This is a genomic window from Flagellimonas myxillae (assembly GCF_023502235.1).
GTDB lineage: Bacteria > Bacteroidota > Bacteroidia > Flavobacteriales > Flavobacteriaceae > Flagellimonas > Flagellimonas myxillae.
On sequence record NZ_JAMFLY010000001.1, the window covers coordinates 1215232 to 1233363 of the forward strand.

At 40.3% G+C, this 18132-nt stretch carries 15 protein-coding genes; 10 read left to right on the forward strand and 5 right to left on the reverse strand.

Annotated features, from left to right (window positions below; translation table 11 throughout):
- Positions 1 to 4: 4 nt before the first annotated feature.
- The 6 genes from M3P07_RS05590 (at position 5) to M3P07_RS05615 (ending at position 8556) form a co-directional block, all read left to right on the forward strand.
- Positions 5 to 2332 (forward strand): hypothetical protein, encoded by a 2328-nt coding sequence (locus tag M3P07_RS05590; protein WP_249968910.1) that lies wholly within the window; start codon positions 5 to 7, stop codon positions 2330 to 2332.
- A gap of 261 nt (positions 2333 to 2593) precedes the next feature.
- Positions 2594 to 2773, forward strand: coding sequence for a hypothetical protein (locus M3P07_RS05595; RefSeq protein ID WP_249968911.1), 180 nt, complete (start codon positions 2594 to 2596; stop codon positions 2771 to 2773).
- Between the two features lie 268 nt (positions 2774 to 3041).
- Positions 3042 to 4118: a DUF2652 domain-containing protein gene (locus tag M3P07_RS05600; RefSeq protein WP_249968912.1), complete on the forward strand. Its 1077-nt coding sequence runs from the start codon at positions 3042 to 3044 to the stop codon at positions 4116 to 4118.
- 27 nt (positions 4119 to 4145) lie between these two features.
- Positions 4146 to 4562 (forward strand): DUF3052 domain-containing protein, encoded by a 417-nt coding sequence (locus M3P07_RS05605; RefSeq protein ID WP_249968913.1) that lies wholly within the window; start codon positions 4146 to 4148, stop codon positions 4560 to 4562.
- Positions 4563 to 4645: 83 nt separating this feature from the next.
- On the forward strand, positions 4646 to 7897 hold the full coding sequence (locus M3P07_RS05610; protein ID WP_249968914.1) for a WD40/YVTN/BNR-like repeat-containing protein: 3252 nt from the start codon (positions 4646 to 4648) through the stop codon (positions 7895 to 7897).
- 8 nt (positions 7898 to 7905) lie between these two features.
- Complete coding sequence (locus M3P07_RS05615) at positions 7906 to 8556, forward strand: class I SAM-dependent methyltransferase (protein ID WP_249968915.1); 651 nt, start codon at positions 7906 to 7908, stop codon at positions 8554 to 8556.
- On the opposite strand, the gene M3P07_RS05620 is transcribed toward M3P07_RS05615, so the two are convergent.
- Together M3P07_RS05620 and M3P07_RS05625 are read right to left on the reverse strand one after the other, a co-directional pair.
- Entirely contained in the window at positions 8553 to 9176 is a 624-nt protein-coding gene (locus M3P07_RS05620) for a hypothetical protein (protein WP_249968916.1), read from the reverse strand. The genes M3P07_RS05615 and M3P07_RS05620 overlap by 4 nt on opposite strands.
- Before the next feature lie 30 nt (positions 9177 to 9206).
- A complete protein-coding gene (locus tag M3P07_RS05625; RefSeq protein ID WP_249968917.1) occupies positions 9207 to 9674 on the reverse strand; it encodes a hypothetical protein in 468 nt (155 codons plus the stop codon).
- A 208-nt stretch (positions 9675 to 9882) separates the two neighbouring features.
- Here M3P07_RS05625 and M3P07_RS05630 point away from each other — a divergent pair, with 208 nt between their 5' ends.
- The 3 genes from M3P07_RS05630 (at position 9883) to M3P07_RS05640 (ending at position 12944) form a co-directional block, all read left to right on the forward strand.
- Positions 9883 to 10674, forward strand: a complete 792-nt coding sequence (locus M3P07_RS05630; RefSeq protein WP_249968918.1) for a hypothetical protein — start codon at positions 9883 to 9885, stop codon at positions 10672 to 10674.
- A gap of 184 nt (positions 10675 to 10858) precedes the next feature.
- Entirely contained in the window at positions 10859 to 11848 is a 990-nt protein-coding gene (locus M3P07_RS05635; protein ID WP_249968919.1) for a PIG-L deacetylase family protein, read from the forward strand.
- 145 nt (positions 11849 to 11993) lie between these two features.
- A complete protein-coding gene (locus M3P07_RS05640; RefSeq protein WP_249968920.1) occupies positions 11994 to 12944 on the forward strand; it encodes an alpha/beta hydrolase family protein in 951 nt (316 codons plus the stop codon).
- Between the two features lie 766 nt (positions 12945 to 13710).
- Here M3P07_RS05640 and M3P07_RS05645 read toward each other — a convergent pair.
- The 3 genes from M3P07_RS05645 to M3P07_RS05655 all read right to left on the reverse strand — a co-directional run bounded on the left by M3P07_RS05645 (position 13711) and on the right by M3P07_RS05655 (position 17652).
- Positions 13711 to 16386 carry a DEAD/DEAH box helicase gene (locus tag M3P07_RS05645; RefSeq protein ID WP_249968921.1) on the reverse strand — a complete coding sequence of 892 codons (2676 nt, stop codon included), beginning with the start codon at positions 16384 to 16386 and terminating at the stop codon, positions 13711 to 13713.
- A 2-nt stretch (positions 16387 to 16388) separates the two neighbouring features.
- Entirely contained in the window at positions 16389 to 17228 is an 840-nt protein-coding gene (locus M3P07_RS05650; protein ID WP_319946567.1) for a HamA C-terminal domain-containing protein, read from the reverse strand.
- Between the two features lie 217 nt (positions 17229 to 17445).
- The gene (locus tag M3P07_RS05655) at positions 17446 to 17652 is read right to left on the reverse strand and encodes a helix-turn-helix transcriptional regulator (RefSeq protein WP_249968922.1); all 207 of its coding nucleotides are present in this window, start codon (positions 17650 to 17652) and stop codon (positions 17446 to 17448) included.
- Positions 17653 to 17852: 200 nt separating this feature from the next.
- On the opposite strand from M3P07_RS05655, the gene M3P07_RS05660 reads away from it, so the two are divergent.
- Complete coding sequence (locus M3P07_RS05660; protein ID WP_249968923.1) at positions 17853 to 18080, forward strand: hypothetical protein; 228 nt, start codon at positions 17853 to 17855, stop codon at positions 18078 to 18080.
- The last annotated feature ends 52 nt before the right edge of the window (positions 18081 to 18132 follow it).

Here is an 18132-nt window from a genome sequence, read left to right on the forward strand (position 1 = left end):
TTTTATGAAATTCCTTTTAAGCAAAGTCTGCTTGTTGGTACTTCCCGCAGTTTTGATGGCCCAAAATGATTTTGAGACCAATATCCTTGAACCCTTAAACAACCGGCAACCCTATTTTGAAAAAATCTTTGTCCATACAAATAAAGAACTATATTCAAAAACGGACGTGCTTTGGTTCAAGGTGTATATTGTAACCGATACCAACACACCGTCACTGCCCACTACGCTGGCTTATGTAGATTTATTCGATGCCAATGACAAGCATATTGCCACAAAAAACATCTTTATTCATAAAGGTGTTGGCCAAGGTCAGTTTTTTTTAAATGAAGACCTACCGGGAAACAGCATATACCTCCGGGCCCATACAAACTACATGAAGAATTTTGGGGAGCACAATGCCTACCACCACCAAATTGATCTTTTGGAAAGACCGGATATGTCAGATGACAAGGCTGATAGGTTATATGATGTTCAGTTTTTTCCTGAGGGCGGACACTTTCTCGAGAAAACACCAAACACCATGGGGATAAAGGCTTTGGTGAATGGAGTGAGCACTGATTTTGAAGGGTACGTCGTCAATTCCAAAGGCAATAAAATTGTGGACTTTTCCGAAGCGCATTTGGGTATGGGCAAATGTAGTTTCGAATATGAAGAAGGTGAAACGTATGAAGCCTTTGTTCTCATTAATGACACCATCATACGACATGCCCTGCCTAGAGCAAGAAAAACAGGCTTTGCAATTGCTGTTTCCAATGCAAACAAGGACAGTATTACCATACGATTGCAGACGAATAAAGAAACTATTAAAACCCTTGCTAGTGGCTATACAATACTATTGCACCAAAGAAACAAGCTGATCAATCATTTGCCCATTGTTTCTGTGGACACTACCCATATTGAAATAATAGCCGAAAAAAAACTCTTTCCCCGAGGGGTAAATTCGGTGACTATTTTTAAAGGGGACAAGCCTATTCTAGGAAGAAAGTTCTTTGTTGAAAGACCGGATAACCCTGAGGCTGAAGTTGAAATTAAGATTATGAGCCAAGACCAGGATTCCATCTTATATCAGCTCACCGCTTTGGATAAAAGGACCCAGAAACCCATAAAATCCAATCTTAGTGTTTCCGTACTGTCTATAGATGAAAACTACCGATACAGCAGCCGCTCAAGTATCTTGGGAGCTTTTTTGCTTACCCCATACATCAGGGGACATGTTGAAAATCCATTCTATTATTTCAACAGACGCGATAAGAAAAAACGGGGGCATTTGGACCTACTACTTCTGACACAAGGATGGATGCAGTATCAAAATACCATCCAGGAAATCCATCCAAAGGTCACCCATAATTTTGAACTTGGTTTTCATCTCACAGGACAGGTAGACCCTTTAGAATCAGACAGCTTGGTACTATTGACCAATCAGGATGAAATCATCGATAAAGTTTCACTCCATGGTGGCGGGGATTTTGATTTTAATAAATTACTCATCTACAAAGGGGATAGCGTAAAAATTGCGTTTGTGGATAATGGGTCTGAGATCATCAAACCTAGAAGGATTGTGATAGATACAGCAATTCCAGTTCTGCCACCGAAGAATAACCATTCCTTAAAAAAATTTGGAGGTTACAGGGTGGAACAAGAAAATTTTTCGAATTTTTTCGACGAGTATTACAACGATGAAATAACTTTTTTGGATGAGGTTGAAGTAAGCTCTAAACAATTGAGCAAAAGGGCTTTGGAACGTAAGCGCTTGATTAAAAAATACAAACCGCTTGTTTCCAATATTGGGTTATACCACAATTTGGACCCATCAGAGGTTCATCGTGCACATGTTGAGGACATATTTCAATTTTTACAACGTGAAGGAATCATGTTGAGAAACTGGAATGGTGTGGAATGGTACCTTACCACAGGCTTTAAGGAAGCTCGATTGGTAGTGGACGGGAGCGTCGTAGGGTCTGATGAATTAGGTTCCCTGTTATTACGCATGACCGATGTAGAGAATGTATTTGTGGCATCAACCAGGGGGCATCCAACCTACCAGGTCTTTACCACGGACAGCTACAAAAAAGGGATTAAAGAATTGTTTCAAGGACATATTGTCAAAAACGGATATGACAAATCCATAAGATATTATACGCCAATTTATGAACTCGATAGGCAGCCTCCACCCATAAAGGAAATAGATTGGAAACCAACACTTTATTCAGACGAGCAAGGAAAGGTTTCGTTTAAGATTTCTAGCAACCCCTTACCCAATCAATTGTTTGTTATAAAAGGGATTTCTTTGGATGGGCATATTATTGAGGAGACCATTACAAGAAACGAATAAGTTTCCATTGCTTGCAAATAGGATTGTTCAATTTCACTAGAATTGGAAAGTTACTAATCCCAGTATTTCAAGTTAAAATTTAGGTTTGGCATGTTTGAGGTGCGTACTTTGGTATTTGGCCAAGTAAAAGGGGATTTACCTGGTTTTTGACTATCTGGGATGCATTTAGCCAATTATACACAATCATATACGATTTACACATCAACAGGGGTTAAACAGCTCAAAAACAGGTACCTTACATAAAAAGTAAACCGCTGAATCATGAAAAAAACAACCAAAATTGGAATTTTGTTGCTGTTATTTGGAACAATGCTCGTTCTTGCTTGCAGCAGCTCTAAATCGGATGATTATGATCCACCAAGGGATGAAGAGGAATCTTTGATGCAAAGTGCAACAGACAGTATAAGTGCTGCTGAAAAATCAAATGGCCTGGACAATTAACCTAGGGCACCCAATAAGCGAAATCAGCGATAATCTTACATGAATTAGAAGTCCTTAAATCCCAAACGCACGGCAGATAGGTTCAGGAGCGTGATTAATTTCGCCCACTGAACCTTTTTTAGTTCCCCAAATACTCAATTAGCTGAAATTAAATCCTCGTTTTTTGGATACATGCAAAATTTAAATGAACTTGAAGCCTGACAACTTTAAGCACTGCGTAAGTTTCAGAAAGTAAAACGGACTACTACCATAACCCTCAACCATAGGCATGTCTAAATCCCTTTTGTTCATTCCCGATATTTCGGGATATACCAAATTTATCCAAACTACGGAGATTGAGCACAGCCAACATGTCATTTCTGAACTTCTGGAGGTTTTGGTCAATGCCAACACCCAAGGGCTCAAACTTGCGGAAATTGAAGGGGATGCCCTTTTCTTCTACAAGGAGAATGAAGTGCCTTCACAAGAAAATCTATTGGCGCAGATAGAATCCATGTTTACCGCCTTTTACAGTCATCTGAAGATGTTGGAAAAGAACAGGATTTGCCCCTGTAATGCATGTGCTACCGCACCCAATCTGCAATTAAAAATTATTGCACATAGTGGTCATTTGCAGCATATTGAAGTGCAGGGCAATCGTAAACCTTTTGGGGAGCAGGTGATTGAAGCGCATCGCTTGCTTAAAAACTCAGTTGACAGCGACAACTATACCCTGGTAAGTCGAAAATTGGCGCTGGACATCATGCTGTCTCCATACTATTCAAGTAAAATCTTCAGATTTAGACAAGGCTCCGATTCTTACGATGGAAAAGAAGTGGAGTATATCTATTCCATTATAGACCCTGGGGAATTGCAACTCCGAAGTTTTGTTCAACCTAAGACGATTACATTTGACGACCCGCCCCAGGTGGTCATTGAACAAGAATTTCCGACTTCTGCAGAAAATTTGATGGAGAGTATTACCAACTACTCGTTCCGACCCAATTGGCAAGAAGGGGTGGACAAATTGGAGTTCAATGAAAACGAGGTAACACGATTGGGTACGGAACATACCTGTGTCGTCAATGGAAAACTCTTGGATTTTGTGACCATTACAAAAGAGACCGAACCTGGTCGTCTTATTTATGGGGAACTCACCCATAACCATCCTTTGTTTGATGACTTTTACCTGTTCTATATTTTCATTCCCATTTCAGAGGAAAAATGTCTTTTGCGGGCGGAGTTTCATTGGGAGTCCAAATCCTTATTGAGGAAGTTGATCGGTAAACTCCTGGGTAAAAAGTTAGTTCGGAAAAGTAGCGCACAAGCCATCCAAAGCTTGCTAAAGTTTATAGAAAGCCAATAATCTGTTAATTATCTTATTTTTAGTGCTATGCAGACTCCCTCAGGATATTCTGGCACCCCACTCGGTAAAAAGTTGGGACTTAAAGAAGGTTTTATCGTGGTACTCCATAACGAGCCTAAGTATTACCTAAAGCTCTTTCCATACCTACCCGAAAAACTTAGTTTTCCATCGGAATGGTCGGAAGGCACTGTTGATTTTATCCATGTTTTTTGTACCACCCAATTTGAATTGGAGGAAGCAGTTACCCAATACAAACCAGCGTTAAAGAAAACCGGGATGCTCTGGGTGAGTTGGCCCAAAGGCAGCTCCAAAATTACAACCGAACTAAAACGGGATCCCATTCGAAGATATCTATTATCTAAGGGTTTGGTCGATGTAAAAGTAGCTGCTGTTGATGATGATTGGAGTGGCTTAAAATTTATGTACCGAAAAAAGGACCGCTAGTCCCTGATTTTCACATTTTTTTTAGAATCCCGGCTGATGTATTTGACTATCTTACAGCGGCTAATTCAACCAAATATTTTAATATGAAACACTGCTCAAAAGTTTATTCAGCAATCCTATTTCTTTTTCTTTCCACACTACACTTAACCGCACAAAAACCAGATTCCACAACCTTCAAGGGACTCGCATTTAGAAGTCTCGGTCCTGCACTTACTTCTGGAAGAATCGCAGACATTGCCATTCACCCGAAAAATGAAAGTGTGTGGTATGTGGCCGTTGGCTCCGGAGGAGTTTGGAAAACCATTAACAGCGGAACCACTTGGAAGCCCATTTTTGACAAACAATCCAGTTATTCCATTGGATGTGTTACCATTGATCCCAACAACCCAAGTACCATTTGGGTGGGAACGGGCGAAAATGTAGGAGGGCGCCATGTAGGTTTTGGCGATGGAATCTATGTCAGTCATAATGAAGGGAAGACCTGGAAGAATATGGGACTGAAGTCTTCAGAGCACCTTTCAAAGATCATTGTGCATCCTGAAAACTCCAATGTTATTATGGTCGCCTCCCAAGGACCTCTTTGGAGCAAAGGGGGAGAACGTGGTTTTTATAAATCCACAGATGGGGGAAAGACTTGGAAAAGAACTTTGGGCAATTCCGAATGGACTGGGGTTACCGACATTGTAATGGACCCAACAAATCCAGATGTAATTTATGCCGCAACTTGGGACAGGCACCGAACAGTGGCTGCCTTAATGGGCGGGGGACCAGGTTCTGGTTTGCATAAAAGTACCGATGGAGGTGAGACATGGACCAAATTGTCCAATGGGCTCCCGAAATCCAATATGGGAAAAATCGGCTTGGCCATTTCACCATTTAACAACGAAACGCTTTACGCGGCCATCGAATTGAATAGACGCAAAGGAGGCGTTTACATTTCAAAAAATGGTGGAGGCTCCTGGACCAAGCAGTCCGATGCGGTAGCTGGGGCAACCGGACCCCATTATTACCAAGAATTATATGCATCCCCACATCACGAAGGGAAATTGTTCCTGATGAACAATGAAGTACTGGTTTCCGATAATCACGGAAAGACATTTACAACCATGAACGAAGAGAAAAAACACGTGGACAGCCATGCCATGGCCTTTAAAAAATCGGACCCTGACTATGTGCTGTTTGGAACGGATGGAGGCCTTTACGAATCTTACGACCTTACGAAGACGTGGAGGTACTTTAGCAACCTTCCCCTCATCCAATATTACAAAGTGGCGGTAGACGATTCCGCACCTTTCTACAATATTTATGGGGGAACACAAGACAATGGTTCCCACGGCGGACCTTCGAGAACAGCCAGCGCCGCCGGAATCTTGAACTCCGATTGGTGGGTTACCCTAGGAGCTGATGGACACCAGTCCGCTACCGAACCTGGAAATCCCGACATTACCTATGGTGAATTCCAACAGGGATGGCTATGGAGAATTGATCAAACTACTGGGGAAACTGTTTTTGTGCAGCCGCAACCTGCTGCAGGGGAGCCCCACGAACGCTTTAATTGGGACGCACCTATTTTGGTAAGCCCACACAACCCAACCCGTTTGTATTTTGCTTCCTACAGGGTTTGGAAATCGGAAAATAGGGGTGATGATTGGACGGCCATTTCTGGGGACCTTACCCGAAACGAAGACCGATTGACACTTCCAATAATGGGAAGACAACAAAGTTGGGACAATGCATGGGATGTTTTGGCCATGTCCAATTACAACACCATTACCTCCTTGGCAGAATCTCCGATTCAAGAAGGCCTCATCTATGCTGGAACCGACGATGGCATCCTGCAGGTGACCGAAAATGGAGGAACCTCTTGGAGAAGAATCAATTTGGGTAGCATTAAAGGAGTACCTTCAAGAGCTTTTGTGAACGACGTAAGGGCCGACCTTTATGATGCCAATACGGTCTACTTGGTATTGGATAACCACAAGGAGGGGGACTTCAAACCATATATTTTAAAGAGTACGGACAAAGGGAACAGTTGGACCTTTATCAACGGTAATTTACCCAAGAGATTGGTCACTTGGAGAATTGTACAGGACCACAAGAAGAAAGGCCTAATGTTTGCCGCTACCGAATTCGGAATTTATTTTACCAACAACGGAGGAACATCCTGGATGGAACTGGACGGGGGACTACCAACCATTTCCTTCCGCGACATCACCATCCAGAGAAGGGAAGATGATTTGGTTGCTGCATCCTTCGGCCGAGGCTTTTATGTATTGGACGACATTTCCGCTTTACGGGATTTTGAGGTGTCCAAGATGGGAGAAGAGAAGCTTTATAAGGTAAAACCCGCCTATTGGTATATCGAAAAGGATGAAGTTTATGGACAGGGAAACAATCAATATGCTGCTAAAAACCCACCTTATGGGGCAGTGTTCACTTATTATCTTCCGGAGAAACTAAAGTCATTAAAGGAAGCTAGGACCAAGCGTGAAAAAACCCTGAACAAACAGAAATCCAACATTGCATTCCCGGGTTGGGATGCTTTGGATAAGGAGGCGAACCAGGAAAAACCGGCATTGGTACTGCTTGTGAGAGATAACAACGGCAAAGTGGTGAACTCGGTGAAGGGAACCAATAAAAAAGGCTTTAACCGCGTGTCCTGGAACTTAAAATACGCGGATAGGACGGGAATTAAATTGAAAAAACCGGTAGGGGGCGACGATGACTTTTTAGGTTCTCCCTACACGGCAACTCCAGGCAACTATTCGGTGACCTTGTACCAAAGGGTGGATGGAGAGCTTAAGGAGCTTTCAGGGCCTCAGAATTTTGAGGTAAAACCTCTGAGAAAAGGCGCCTTGCCTGCCAAGCCAACAAGCGAAATCAATGCCTTTAGGGAACAATTCCAGGCTTTCCAACAGGATTTGACCGCAACCACCACCAATTTAGACCGTAGCATTGCCAAGATTGATGCGATGAAACGCGCCTTTGATGAAGCGTCCAACCCAACGGCGGAGCTGTCCTCAAAAATCTATGCGGCCAAGGTCCAGCTTCAGGCCATTAAAAAGTTGATGAGTGGAAGCCCATCAAGAAACGAGGTAGGGGAGAAGACCCCACCTTCACCTGGAGATGGGGCGTTTATAGGTCAAGTGGCCTTGGGCAATACCTATGGTCCAACTGGAAATCACAAAGCTGCACTTAAGCGGGCCAGTGACCAATTGGACGATATCAAAAAAGAACTTAATGTACTTGTCAAGAATACCTTACCGTCCTTGGAGACAGCGCTTAAAACGGCTGGAGCTCCTTGGATAGAAGGTCAAGGTATGATTGAGGATTAAATCCAACAATGAAAAAAAACTATAGCACGTTTTGGCTTTTCTTTCTGGGGATGTTTTTGTGCCAAGCACAGTATACCGAGGAAGATTGGCCAGAACGTGATGAATGGATGCAGACCGAAGCCTTGTTGCAGCTCTCTGGAATTGGCTTGGGGGACAAGGTCGCTGATATAGGTTGCCATGAAGGTTATTTATCCATGCGTTTGTCCCGACTGGTACAGGAAACCGGAAGGGTATATGCGGTGGATGTGCGTTCCGATAGGTTAAAGACCCTACGGGAAAATGCCGCAGACCGAAACCTGAAGAACATCATCACCATTTTAGGGGATTACGACAATCCAAAATTGCCCAGTGACGAGCTGGATGCGGTTTTTATCATAGATACCTATCACGAAATGGACTCCTATGAGGAAATCCTGCGCCATGTAAAAAATGCGTTGAAAGTGGGAGGGAAGGTGATGCTTTTGGAAAAACTCAAGGATAGGGTCAGGGGTAAAACCCGAAGGGATCAAGTGAATGCACACTCGCTAGGACCAGAATATGTTCGCAGGGAACTGCGCCAAGCAGGGTTTACCATCATATCCGAAATTGAAGACCACGGGGATTGGGAACGAGATTCCAGCAAACAAATGTGGGTGCTCGTGGCCGAGAAAAGTTCCTAGTCCTTTTCCAGTTCCTCCAAAAGTTGATCGTAAGAGGTGATCCAACTATACAAGCGTCCCCCTAAGCTGATGACGGGCTGGGATAGCGAATCCATTTCCACGGTCGATTTTGCCAAAAACTTGCCCAATTGCTCTTTAACCCCAGGTTGTTCATCCAAAGAGACACTTCGGAAAATGTAATTCTCGGTGTTCAATTTGGTGATAATGCTGTCGCAGCTGGCACATCGACTATTGGTGTAAACTGTAATCTGTTTTTTGGGAGTGATCTTTGGCGGGGGAATGTCCAAAACCTCAAATTCCTTTTTCAACGCCCTTTTGGACAAACTATCGTTCACCTTTAAGTTTTTGGTATAAACAGGTTGCTTGTCGCGCAGTAAAATAATGGTCTTCAAATGTACCTTGGCGGCCGCCGGGACACGAATCCACCGGGGTTTTGCAGCGCTCTGCCTAAAATTGCTTCCTTTTACATCAAATAGGACATCGTAAGGGGTATGGGTCTCGTTGACCGCAAAGAACGCAATCCGGTTTTTGGATTTGGTCTCCACTACTTTCACAGGTCCTTGTTGGGCCCAGATGAAATTAACGGATAACAGCAATAAAATAAGGAAGCAGCTACGCATAAACCTTTATTGTTTTATCAACGGTTGGAATTACCTTTTTTGATACACAAAACTATCGATGCCTGGCAAATCATCACCAACATTATTGATCAAGGTGTTGTTCGGGCCTATTTGCATGGAACTAAATATAGAACTCCCGTTGAACACCACCTGCACGGTATTGGCTCCCCAGGTTCCAATACCCGAAACACTTCCCGAACATTCCGCAAAAAACTCATTGTTGGTTAGGGAGGAAATCACAATATTGGATTGTTGGAAACTCCAGGATTCATCCGCATTGATTGTCAAGGTTCCGGTAATACACTCTAATTCATCCAACAGATTGGTCGAAGCGGTATCATCCTGATTGATATCTTGGGCCGAACTAATATTGACCTCAATCAGATCCCATTGGCCAATTACATCGGTGTTGTTTGTACTGCCACCTCCATCATCGCTGCTACACGATTGAAAAGCTAATGCGGCCGAACACAAAATCAGTAAAATTGTTTTTCTCATAACTACTTTTTCAAAGCATAGACGTAAAATACTACAAATCGGCATAATTTCATCATTTCAACCCCTGTAATCGGTGTTAAAATGTGTTTTCTGTTCGCTGCCATTCATCGATAATGCCCGGTTTGGGATACTAAATATGGCCAAAATCCGTTAGCTTGGCACGTTGAAACCCAAGTTTAATGTAACGTTACCTAAAACTTAAAGCATAATGGAAAAACTAATCAAAACACTCAAAACCCTTTCCTTTTTTGGATTTGCTTTGCTTCTTTTTCAATCCTGTAGTGAAGATGCGGTAGGCACTGGCGACAACGGACTGACAAGCGCAGAACTGGAAACTATTTTGACCACTGACGAAACTGCCGGTACGGTGGACAATGCATTGACCGAGCTATTTGCCAATAACGGAGCAACAGGTAAATCTGCAAAGGGAAGTAACGAATGCTATTCGGCCGAGTACACGGATACCGGTTTTGTGGCCACATTTAATAATTGTGTGCTCAATGGTACCGATAATGTAAACGGAACAGTAACCGTTACCTACGAGGCCGGGAGTGGGGCAGCTGCTTTTACAGCCACCTATGTTGATTTTTATGTCGGCACCCTAAAGATAAATGGCACTAGAACCTTTAGTATTAGTGGCGATGCCGAACAAAATTCCATTGCTTTTTCCGTTACCAGCGATATGACTGTTGAAACAGAAGATGGTAGTGAAATTTCGGAAACAGGGACCAAGACCGTAGGCTTTACGTTTGGCGATACTTTGGCTACGAGCACGATCAGCATTTCTGGTAATTGGGAAGTCCAAGCGCACGGAAACACTTATGCGGTAAGCACAATTGATGACTTGGAAGGCTCTTTGGGCTGTGAATATTTGGTGGCAGGGAGTATGAATGTTGCCAAAAATGGATTGGTTATCACGGTTGACTTTGGTGATGGCGAATGCGATGACGCTGCTACACTCACATACCCAGATGGGACCGAAGAGGAAATTTCGCTATAGCGAAACCGTATTTAAAACATTTTGAAAAGCATCGGGATATCCCGGTGCTTTTTGTTTTGGATAAGGGTAGGGGCAACTGACTTAAATTCCCTGCTTTTCAGAGGAATAGACAGCTTTTTTATGGTTGGCTGCCAGACTCGGAATGGATATCGTGTATCTTTGAGAGAACCACAACCCAACAATTATGGAACGAAGATCATTTATAGGCAAAAGTGTTGCCATGGGACTCCTACCTTCCTTCCCCAAATCTTTTGAGCATTCCCAAATAATCAACAATACCGACAAGATAACTGTAGAAAAACATGTGTCGGGCCAACCGCATAAGGGCAAGGTTTTGGCTGCCATCCAGCCACATAACGACGATATTGCCCTGTTTGCTGGGGGAACAGTGGCCAAACTTATTCAGGAAGGATATACAGGCTACTTGATACGCACCAGTAACGACGACCATGCTGGGAGGGGAGCCACGGTAGGAGAGGTAATCCATAACAATGAAAAAGACAACGAACGGGTGGCCAAAGCTTTGGGACTGTCCAAAGTTTACGATTTGGGGTATAGAAACCATAGAATGGATAATATCAGCATCCAAGAGTTGCGGGGCAGGCTTATTTTTTTGTTTCGCTTGTTGAAGGTGGACACCATTATAACGTATGATCCCTGGGGGCATTATGAGGAAAATCCTGATCATTACATTACCGCCATGGCTGTAGAATCGGCCAGATGGATGTCTGCCGGAAGGTTGGATTATCCTGAACACTTTGAAACTGGGTTAAAACCCCATGCAGCTGCTGAACGGTACTACTTTGCAAGAGGGCCTCAGTTAGTGAACAGGATTGTAGAAACTACCCAGAGCATTAATAAAAAAGTGCATGCCAATGCAGTGATAACTACACAAGGCCCGGGAGGGGAAGCAGGGGCAAGACTTAAGAAAAGTTTGTCCGAGAAAGGAAAACGGCTACCCATTTTGGGTGATGATGATAATACGGCCAACGCAAATTACATCAAGCATTTTGTACTGGATATAGATTCGCAACGAATGCGTGGCGTTCCTTCAGATAAGGAAATTGGAAAGCCTTATGGACTGGAGTGGGCGGAGCGCTTCCATTATATTGGCCCTGAGCCTTCCATGCTGCAGGAGTATATAGAAGAGCACGCCATTAGCGAGAAGCCATAGACCCACAACCGGAATCTGTCCATCTATTACAGGTTACTTTCCGTACAGCCATAACTACCAATGGCACAAATTAAGATGTATTTTATCTTTGACTAGGATACATTTAAGGCTTTCAAATTGTAATTCCCCCGTAAAATCTGTTTTTATGTTACGGAATTTCAAAATTTTAACAGTTCAATTGTTGTGTCTAGCGGCATTTTCGCAGACAGATGGTGCTATTGTTGAACGAATTGAGTTAAAGAATTTTGACCAGCTTTTAACCTATATCCAAAATACAGAAGCAAGGGCAAGGGACAGTATAAAGTTGGACGCAAGTCGCTTTGCGTATTTTGACCAAGTAGATGTTCAAGGGATTACCTATTGGAGCGATAGTTTACGGGTTAAGGGGTTCTTGTTGCAACCTAAAAAGGCCGGAAAATACCCTGCCATTATTTACAATAGGGGAGGTAGTCTTGATTTTGGCACTTTGACCCACTATGTGTCCTCGATAGGATTGGGGGAGTTGGCTAGATTGGCCCATGGAGGGTATGTTATAGCCGCAAGTCAATATAGAGGCAATGGCGGGAGTGAAGGGCAAGAGGAATATGGAGGCCGGGATATCAATGATGTTTTAAACTTGATACCCTTGTTGGCGGCCGAACCTAAGGCAGATACCACCCGATTGGGGATGTTTGGATGGAGCAGAGGCAGCATGACTTCGTTTTTGACCTTAAAGCGAACGGACAAATTCAAGGCCATGGCCATTGGAGGTCCTTCAACGGATATATCCAGAACAGCCATTGATGATCCAGAATTGGATGAATGGTGGTCTGAATTTATTCCCAATTACAATGTGAACAAGAAGGCAGTCCTGGAAAGAAGGTCACCCATATATTGGGTGCATGAACTGCCCAAAACGGTTCCGATACTTATTTTACAAGGTGAAAATGACGGATCCATACCACCAGAATACACTTTGGATTTTGCCAAAGAGCTTAGCAAACATAAAGTGCCCTATAAACTGGTTAAGTTCGTTAACGGCACACATTCCTTAAAGGAAGTACGGGATGAGTATTTTGGGGAATTATTTGCTTGGTTCGGGAGGTATTTGAAGTAGGAGAAAAACGAGGTAAAGCGGATTCTGAAATATTCTATTTGACATAATCATAATTATAGTACAAATGTATTGTTTTGGTTTCTTAGCCGTTTATCCATTTGATAGCTATAATTCTATTATGTAAAATATCCCTCAGGCTTTGAGAATCGATTAAAACTTACAACAGGGTCATTAAACTATTTTAAGCGGTGTGCTGCGCACGGGCTATCTATCATTTGTACCATAATTTGTCGCTATGTAAAATAGCCGCTCGGCCAACAACATATTGCTTTCATAAAAAGTAAATGCCCTTGCATTTATTTTTATACGCAATTCTCAGCCACTTGGCCAGCGCCATTAAAAGCTCAACTTTTCGTTCTTATTGAAACCTTTGGTTTAATTGAAGATTTGGATAAGAAAAATTTCATGGACTTTTCGTCAGCTTGTCGCAAAAGCTAAAATTTTCTCTGTGAGCAAAATTCTTAGCACTTGCTAACATGCTCCTCCGATTCGGCTATTTTTCCTTAGCACTTTAAATATTATGTAAAATAGAAGCTATATTTGGGTTGTTGTCTCCTTTCTTTTTTCTTGACCTTGCGTCGCCGAAGCTTTGCGAAGGCACGTAAAAAAGAAACAAAAAATCAAGAAGAAAATATGCTTCCACGCTCCCTTTGTGTCTTAATAGCTTCGCTATCTGCGCGCTAAGCGCCCAACACAAAGCCCAGGGCAATGGCGCTGCCGTGTAAGCCACAAATTCACGCCCTCGCCGGCCCGCATTTTCTTCGGGCTACATTTGTTTTAAGTCTTTTTGCAAGTATCCCTTCCTTTGAAGATATCTATTATAAGCATTTCCTAAACCTTCTATTGACTCTTGTTTTGATAACCAATCTAGGGGGTTCTCTTCGTCTTCTGGAATCAATTTATACAATTTGATTGCGATAGATCTGGATATTCCTTTAGAAATTAAGAATAGTACCAATGCATTGTAAGTTCCCAATTCGAGCATGGTTGGCATTGATAAACTTAATTTGAATTCTTCCTTTTGGTTTTCATCCATAACGAATTCCAAAATATCCGCTAGTAATTTCAAATATTTGACAAGCACAAAGCTAATTATTGTGGAATAAACTTTTATTACTTCATTAATTTTACCGTTGACCTTATTTTTGTCATTTAAATCCAAGACTCCCCTTACCCTAGAGTCGAAATCTAACTCCCTATTAATTAATTCCCTCATGCTCTTGTTCTGTAGCCATAGTACAGCATAGAAAACAATATGTCTGACAGATCTTGAAATTCCATGTTTAAAATATGCCTCGCTTCTGAAATTAAATAGATCGTTTAATCGGAATAATATGTTTTCAAGCTGTCCAAACAAGTTAGTTTCTTTATGCTCTTTTTGTTCGCGAATTTCTCTTCTCCATACTCTATGTAAATTTTCGTTTTCATAAAAAACCCAATCTTCAATTCCATTGTTCTTAATTTCATTAAAAAGGATGTTTTGATATTCAGGATCAATACTAGGGTTTAGTTTGAGTAAGTCGTACGGGATGTTTATTCCCTCAAGTTTGGTTGAAAGTGTGTCAACAATTGCAATAGCATTCTCTTCATTTAGATTCTTACTTTGTAAGTAATTTTCAAGGGACATTTCACCCTTTAAAAATTTGTGTTTTAGGAAACAGGTAGCATATTCCAATTCTCTTATTGCCTCATCAACAGGTTGGTTAATTCCATCAATAATATCTCCCAAAGGATGATTCAATATCTTATTAATAGCTGGAATAATGTCCTTCTCAGGTTTGGTGGCAAATTGCTCCTCTGCCCAGTCTTCGTTAATTTTCTCTAAGCATAGAACCGTTCCGATTAACGAATCTTTTATTCTTCCCGCTCTACCTACGATATTTCCAAATTCAAAAGAGCTTAATTCAATATTTTCTTTCTTCGCTATTGGGATAAAGACTTTTTCAGCAGGTAAATTTATTCCTTCCATTAAGGTCGAAGTACAAGCGATGTTGTTCAAATTTCCACTAGCAAACAGATACTCCAATTCACCTCTAATTATTTCTGGTATTTTTCCATGATGGAAAGCTGTTCTTGTTTTTAAACTATCAATCAAGTAATATTCTGGGTGTATTTCCTCTTTAATTAATTCTATAAGATCATTAATTTCTTGATTAAGCTCACTTCTTGAGTCATTGTTGGATATTTCGGTTGCTAGCTTTAACGCAAAATTTTCGGCCCAATCAGTTCTTGGAAAATAAATTATGTTTTTACTTCTTTTACCAAAAAGCGGAACTATTTTCGTCAAAGTCTGCAGTTTTCCGGAGGCGATTAACCTTCTAAAATCAAAATCAACATCGATTAATAACTCATTAATTTGAATCCCTTGAAAGAAAATTTTGGCAACAATTGAATTATCGTTTTCCGAATTTGAACGGAGTATGGCCTTTAACTGGAATACTGGTGAAAATACAGTCTTAAGATTTCTACTCTCCTCATTAAATATTAGCTCGAACAATTCGTGTGGATTATCCAAGAAGGGTCCGGCTATAATTTTTCTGGATTTTGGCCATAGAGCCTCTATTTCATTTAATAAAAATTCTAAAAGAAATCCCCTACTACTTTCATTTTCAATATTTTGAACTTCATCTATAAATACTATATCTGGCTCTATCGGAGTTTCATAGGATTCCTGAATCAACTTTAATGTCCTTTCAGGGGTAAGTATGAAGATTTCCTTATCGCTAAATTGTTCAATTTCTTCCCCTTCTTTTTCTATGAATGCAGTATTAATTGAAACATCGTCACCCAATACTCTTTTGAAATCCTCCGAAACCTGAGATATAAGTGCTCTGGTAGGAACAACATAAAGAACGAAAGCAGTATTCTCTTCGGAAAAGAATTCTGAAATATAATTCTGTATTATATAAGATTTTCCTGCGGAGGTTGGAGCGGAAATAGCTATATTTTCTCTTGTTTTTGTTAGAACATTCCAAAGATATTTTTGATAATCTGAAGCAATAATTAATTCATTTTCAGAAACTTTTATTTCATTAGTAGCCAATTTAGCGCCTAGTTCATAGTCTAAAGTTGCTCCGAAATGTTCTTTGAATCTGAAATATCCATCTTTTGGACTTATATCTATCAATCTTTTAAAAAATCTAGAAGAAATTAAGTTGCCCGAACGAGAAAGTATTATGTAAGCTGCTTTTAAATAATCTTTGCTGTCATATTCAAGAAAAAGTAAAATTCCAAAAACAGAACTAATGTATTTATCATCTTCATCATTACTGGATGAGATTATACTTGCAAGCCATATTGCTTTTTCTACTTCCTCTGTTTTTATAGGCTGTTTGTTATCTTCAAGTTCTACCTCCTTATAAAATCTGTTGGATATTAATTCTCCCAGAACCTTTTTAAAAACTGGGTGCTCCCTAGCCGAATTGATAGTCTTATTTGACATTGTTAAATGTTTCTAGGGAATTTTTTACCGTTATGAAAAACTTCATAACACAACTCTCTAAAATTATTGACATTAATTACAGGCATCAAAAAGAACTCCAAGGTTGTATTATTGGTTTGGGATAGCGAAGATTCTATATATTTTGTTCTTCTTTCGCCTATTCTTGAAAGAAAGTTATTCACCTCATTCTCAATATCAGGCAAATTATCATTAATCATTCTTTCCACTTTACCCTCTTTGTACATCAAAAATGCGGGATAGCATATATCATATTCTTTGAACTCAGGTTGCTTTGTTCTTAAACTCTGATAGATTAAATCTAGAGATTCTTCATCTAAGTTATTTAGATCTCGACTTAAGTGTTTCTTTGCTACTCTGAGTTCTCTGTCAACAGCTTTAGGGTTATTAATATATCTGGATATTGAGTCCAAAGCATCGCTTACACAAACGCTAAAACTCCCTCTCATTTTAGACTCTCCAAGAAAAAGGGTAGATTTCCCATCTTTGCTGCCAATGAAGAGTCCATCGGACCCTTTTATCTCATCATTATCATTATATGTATGTCCAATTTTATGAACAACTAAGGGGGCTCCAAGAATTGCTTCAACAAAAAGATAGAGTATAAGTTCTCCATATCTCCCGTCTCTCAAAGGGTCTTTGTCTCCAAAATAACTTAGTGCTTTTTCTTGAGGAGAATCACCGTCCTCAAGAATTTCAGTAATTTCAAATTCTTCAAAAACATAATTTTGTACTTGGGTAAGGAGATATTTAATAAAGCCTTTATAGTTTGGCGAAGTATTGTCAAATTTTAAACAATAAAATTTGACATAAGCATTACTGATTTTTTTTCATCAACCAGTCCAAACCATCGTAAAAAACTTTCACCATCAACTCTTAATAATTTAAACCAATCAATTTCGCTAATCTTTTTAGCCATACAAGAATTACCTAATTAAACAATTAATAAGGAGGTTGAGGGGGAATCCTAAATATAAAAATAATTTTAACACGTAATAAATTACGTGAATCCAGTAAAAAAATAAAAAATGTAGTAAAATACTATTGTTTAGTGGACACCAAAAGCTCACGAATATCTACATCCAGAATTTGAGCAATTCTTTTGAGATCTTTCAGATGTGGTTGAGATTTGTTGTTGCAAATTGAAGTAATAGTATTTGGATTTCGTTCCATTTTAACCGCCAATTCTTTTTGGCTCACTCCTTTTATAACAAGTACTTCTTTTATTCTATTTATTCGCTCAGGCATAGCCTAAAGCTAGGTATAATCAAGACTTTTGACAATAGGAAATTTTCTATGACAGGTTTCAAAACGATAAAAATATTGTTTTAAACTATATTAATATAATTATAAAGCATGAAATTAATTTTCATTTTTGCAATAAAAACCTATATTTATATAGTTTTTTCCGGTATTAGTATGTGAAAAACAAATAAAATTGTCCTGAAATGAGCTTAAAAGTAACTGACCTACATCCCCTACTCTCTTATATCCAAGAATGCCACGAAGGCGAATTACTTCACTTTACCCAAAGTTTGGACAAAACCATTTTTATGCTTCACTTTCTTTCTTGGGATACCTTTTCAGATTTGGAAAGACAAAATTGTTGCCATGTTTTAATGGAACTTAAAGAGGCGGTTATGGAGATTTATATAAATGATGTAAAAGGTGGGTAGCCTAGCCTCCAACTTTACACATTACCAATCCTTTTACCCAGTCTGAAAAAAG